Origin of the sequence: Kocuria tytonicola (genome assembly GCF_003687455.1) — a bacterium.
Lineage (GTDB): Bacteria > Actinomycetota > Actinomycetes > Actinomycetales > Micrococcaceae > Kocuria > Kocuria tytonicola.
Genome location: NZ_PHOA01000146.1, coordinates 1 through 4079 on the forward strand (window position 1 = coordinate 1; position 4079 = coordinate 4079).

Below are 4079 nucleotides of genomic sequence, written 5' to 3' on the forward strand. Positions count from 1 at the left end.
CAGGAGCACGTCCCCGGCAACCTCGGGGTGGGCAGCGAGGAAGGCGGAGGCGAGGTCGTCGAGGGTGGTGACGCCGGAGGCGCCGCGGGCCTGGTCCACGGGATCCACGAACCAGTCGACGGGGACGACTCCCCCGGTCGAGTCGGGCTCCGAGTCCTCGCGACCGTCGATCCGGCGGCGTGCGGCCTCTCCCATGTCAGTCCTTCCGTCCCACGCGTGCTGTCGTCTCGGTGCCCTCAACCAGCCCGGTTGTCCCGGTCCGGGAACGCGCGCGCCGCGAGAGGGCTCACACTCCATGGGCCGGGTGGACTCCCTAATTACACGCGTGTAAGTCCGTGGGAGTCAAGCCGAGTATCCTGGGCTTCCCGGCGTCACCGGCGTGCCGCCCGTGACTCCGGGGTTCGGTCACTTACCCTAAGGAGTTTCCGCGTGGGACGCACACCGAGAGACCTTGCCCAGGCCCTGGGGACCATCGCCCGGCGCCCCACCCCGGCGCTGGTCTGGCGCGACGGCCCGGAGCGCGTGGAGCTCTCCGGACGCGTCCTGGTGAACTGGGTGGAGAAGGCCGCGGGTCTGCTCGTGGACGAGCTGGACGTCACCGCCTCGGACCTGGTGACCGTGTCCCCCGTCCCGCACTGGCGCCTCGTGGTCATTGCCCTCGCGGCACTGCGGGCGGGCGCCCGCGTGGAGTTCACGCACCACCCCGAGCCCGATTCCGTGGTGCACGCCCAGCTGGAGACCGCCCCGGACGACGACGCCGCCGCGCAGCTCCTGCTGGTGGTCGCCGAACCGGCCCTCGCGTTCGCGTGCGCCGGCCCCCTGCCGGACGGCGCGGTGGACTTCTGCGACGAGGCCCGCGGGATGCCGGACGTGTACTCGGGCTTCGAGTCCCCCGATCCCACCGAGGGCGCGCTGGCCTCGGGCGTTGCCCACGGAACCCTCCTGGACGCCGCGGTCGACGCCGCGCAGGGCTCCGGTGCGCGCACCGTCCACCTCCCTCTCACCGAGGGCTGGGGTGACGCCGAGCTGCTGCGTCTGCTGGGAACCGTGGCGGGGGGTGGTGCGGTGCTGCTCACCGCGCGGCCCGAGGACGCCACGCCCGAGGTGCTGGCCCAGGAACAGGCGGACGCCTAGCTCCACGCAGCGGCCGGACATCTGGCACCGCGGGGGATGGCGCCTGCTCGGGGCGGATCCTCAGGAAGCGCGGCGGACGTCGTCGTCGTCCGTGCCGCGGGGCGCGCGGCGCTCGGGGTTCTCGTCGCGCGCGTGCACCACCGGCATCTGGCCGGTGACGAAGGCGAACTCCTCGTCCGGGCTGTCCGCGAACTCCGGGTCCTGATCCAGCTCGGTCCTGAACACCCAGAAGCGGTACGCGAAGTAGCGGAACACGGTGCCCAGGATGGTGCCGATGATCGTGCCGGAGATGAACGAGGCCGTGGCGGAGGTCAGCCCCAGGATGTAGTAGCTCACCCCGAGGCACCCGAGCTCGATGGCCATCCCGATGCCGTTGGCCACGAGGAACTGGACGAGCTCCTTCTTCTTGTCGTCCTGGCGCTTGTCCCGGAAGGTCCACATCCGGTTGGCGATCCACGAGAAGACGATGGCCACCACGGTCGCCACGACCTTGGCCTTGATGTGGCTGTCCGCGAAGTATGGGGTGTGCATGAGCAGCCACACGATGGAGGCGTTGATGCCGAACGCGGCCGCTCCCACGAGCCCGAACTTGGTGAGCTCCTTGACGAACAGCTCCCACAGGGCGTGTGCGCGATCAACCAGGGTGTTCAAGGAATCGGTCTCCATCTGCTGATCGGTTGAGGGCCCGGGGCCGCGGTCGTCGGCGCGTCCACGGTGACGGGCGGACCGGGCAACGGCGGCTTCCCGCGCGAAGCACGGCTCGTGCTGCAGAGCATCGTACTCCCACGTGACTGGGCGTCCGCTGTGACGATAGCCTGGGGCGGTGAACTCTCCTGTGACCGGTCCTGTCATCGGCGTGGTGGGCGGCGGCCAGCTGGCCCGCATGATGGCCCCCGCCGCCACCGCACTCGGCGTGGAGCTGCGGGTCCTGGCCGAGAGCCCGGACGTCAGCGCGGTGGCCGCCGTGGCCACGGCACCCACCGGCGACTACACGGACCTGGCCACGCTGCAGCGCTTCGCCGCGGACGTGGACGTCCTCACCTTCGACCACGAGCACGTGCCCACCGAGCACCTGCAAGCCCTCGAGGCCCACGGTGTGGCGGTGCGTCCCGGCCCCGCAGCCCTCGAGCACGCGCAGGACAAGCTCGTGATGCGGCGCGCCGTCGAGGCCCTGGGGCTGCCCAACCCGCGCTGGGCCGAGGTGCACTCCCCCGAGGAGCTGGTGGCGTTCGGCGAGCGCGTGGGCTGGCCCGTGGTCCTGAAGACGCCGCGGGGCGGCTACGACGGCAAGGGCGTGCTGAAGCTCGAGGGACCCGGGGATGCCGGACGCGGACCCGCCGCTCAGTGGTTCGAGCGCGCGGCCGCCGGAACGGACCGGGGCCTGCTCGCGGAGGAGGCCGTGTCCTTCCGCCGGGAGCTCTCCGCCATGGTGGCCCGCCGCCCCTCCGGTGAGACTGCGGCGTGGCCCGTGGTGGAGTCCATCCAGGTGGACGGCGTGTGCGACGAGGTGATCGCCCCCGCCCCGGACCTGGATCCGCAGGTGGAGCGCGCCGCGCGCGGGGCCGCGGTCCGCCTGGCCCAGGAACTGGGCGTCACGGGTGTGATGGCCGTGGAACTGTTCGAGGTCCCCGGGACCGAGGAGGGTTTCGCGGTCAACGAGCTGGCCATGCGCCCCCACAACTCCGGGCACTGGAGCATGGACGGCGCCGTGACCGGTCAGTTCGAGCAGCACCTGCGCGCGGTGCTGGACTGGCCCCTGGGGGACACCGACGTCCTCGCCGGTGCAGCGGTCATGAAGAACGTGCTGGGCGGGGAGAACGGGGACCTGTTCACGGCGTATCCGCAGGCCATGGCGGCCGAACCGCGCGCGAAGATCCACACGTACGGCAAGTCCGTGCGCCCCGGACGCAAGATCGGCCACGTGAACGCGGTGGGCGGCGCGGACGAGGTGCAGCGGCTGCGTCGGATCGCCACACGCGCCGCGGGCATCCTGCGCGACGGTGAGGACCGCGACCTGCCGCTCAACGACCGCCGGACGGACGCACCGTGGGGCGCCGTGCCGTACCACCAGAGTGAGTCCCCGCTCGTGGGCCTCGTGATGGGCTCGGACTCCGACTGGGCCACCATGCGTGCCGCCGCCGAGGCCCTGGAGGAGCTCGGGATCCCGTACGAGGCGGACGTGGTCTCCGCCCACCGGATGCCCGCCGAGATGCTGGAGTACGGCCGCACCGCGCACGAGCGGGGGCTGCGCGTGGTGATCGCCGGCGCCGGGGGTGCCGCACACCTTCCGGGAATGCTGGCCTCCGTGACGCCTCTGCCGGTGATCGGCGTGCCCGTGGCGCTGCAGACCCTGGACGGAATGGACTCCCTGCTCTCGATCGTGCAGATGCCCGCGGGTGTCCCCGTGGCCACGGTGTCGATCAACGGTGCGCGCAACGCCGGCCTGCTGGCCGCCCGTGTGCTCGGTTCCGCACCGGGCACCTCGGCACGCGAGCTGCGGGAGCGCCTGCAGGGCTTCGCCGCGGAGCTGTCCGAGGCGGCACACCGCAAGGGCTCCAGCCTGCGCAAGACCGTGGAGCACGGGGCCACCGCCCAGGACTGAGCGCCCCCCGACCCGGGCGGTGGGAGCGCCCGCGACCTGCGAGCTGTCCACTCCGGACAGACCGACGGTGCCGTTCCGCCCGCGCCCGTTTTGCCCGGGCGGCGTCCGCACCTGCTGGGGCCGCCACGCCGTTGAGAACGCCCCCCCGGCACGGCGCTGCCCCGACGAGCTCCCGGGTGCTGCCCGCCCCCGTCGACCTGCCCGAGCGACCCGCTTTCAGGGGGTCCCGGGCCGGAGGGGGCACAATGTACGGGTCGGGTTCCGCCCCCAGCCGCCGGAGACCGACCCGGTGGGAGCGCCGCCGAGCACCCACCGCAGCACCGACTTCCCCTGCCGCACGGAG

3 protein-coding genes and 2 pseudogenes are annotated in these 4079 nt (G+C 72.7%); 3 read left to right on the forward strand and 2 right to left on the reverse strand.

Features of this window, described 5'->3' with window-relative positions; translation table 11 throughout:
• A pseudogene (locus tag CWC38_RS11145) lies at positions 1-195 on the reverse strand (WhiB family transcriptional regulator); the annotation flags it as partial.
• 234 nt (positions 196-429) lie between these two features.
• Here CWC38_RS11145 and CWC38_RS11150 point away from each other — a divergent pair.
• Positions 430-1134: a TIGR03089 family protein gene (locus tag CWC38_RS11150; RefSeq protein ID WP_121846793.1), complete on the forward strand. Its 705-nt coding sequence runs from the start codon at positions 430-432 to the stop codon at positions 1132-1134.
• 60 nt (positions 1135-1194) lie between these two features.
• Here the strand turns inward: CWC38_RS11150 and CWC38_RS11155 are convergent, their stop codons facing one another.
• Entirely contained in the window at positions 1195-1785 is a 591-nt protein-coding gene (locus tag CWC38_RS11155; RefSeq protein WP_240625238.1) for a GtrA family protein, read from the reverse strand.
• Between the two features lie 232 nt (positions 1786-2017).
• On the opposite strand from CWC38_RS11155, the pseudogene CWC38_RS11160 reads away from it, so the two are divergent.
• Together CWC38_RS11160 and purE are read left to right on the forward strand one after the other, a co-directional pair.
• Positions 2018-3136, forward strand: a pseudogene (locus CWC38_RS11160) (5-(carboxyamino)imidazole ribonucleotide synthase); the annotation flags it as partial.
• Between the two features lie 96 nt (positions 3137-3232).
• The gene (purE, locus tag CWC38_RS12625) at positions 3233-3736 is read left to right on the forward strand and encodes a 5-(carboxyamino)imidazole ribonucleotide mutase (protein ID WP_338067546.1); all 504 of its coding nucleotides are present in this window, start codon (positions 3233-3235) and stop codon (positions 3734-3736) included.
• Positions 3737-4079: the final 343 nt, after the last annotated feature.

Excerpts from the sequence above, each read along its gene's own strand:
- purE (WP_338067546.1), top strand. The coding sequence starts at position 3,233 with ATGGGCTCGGACTCCGACTGGGCCACCATGCGTGCCGCCGCCGAGGCC.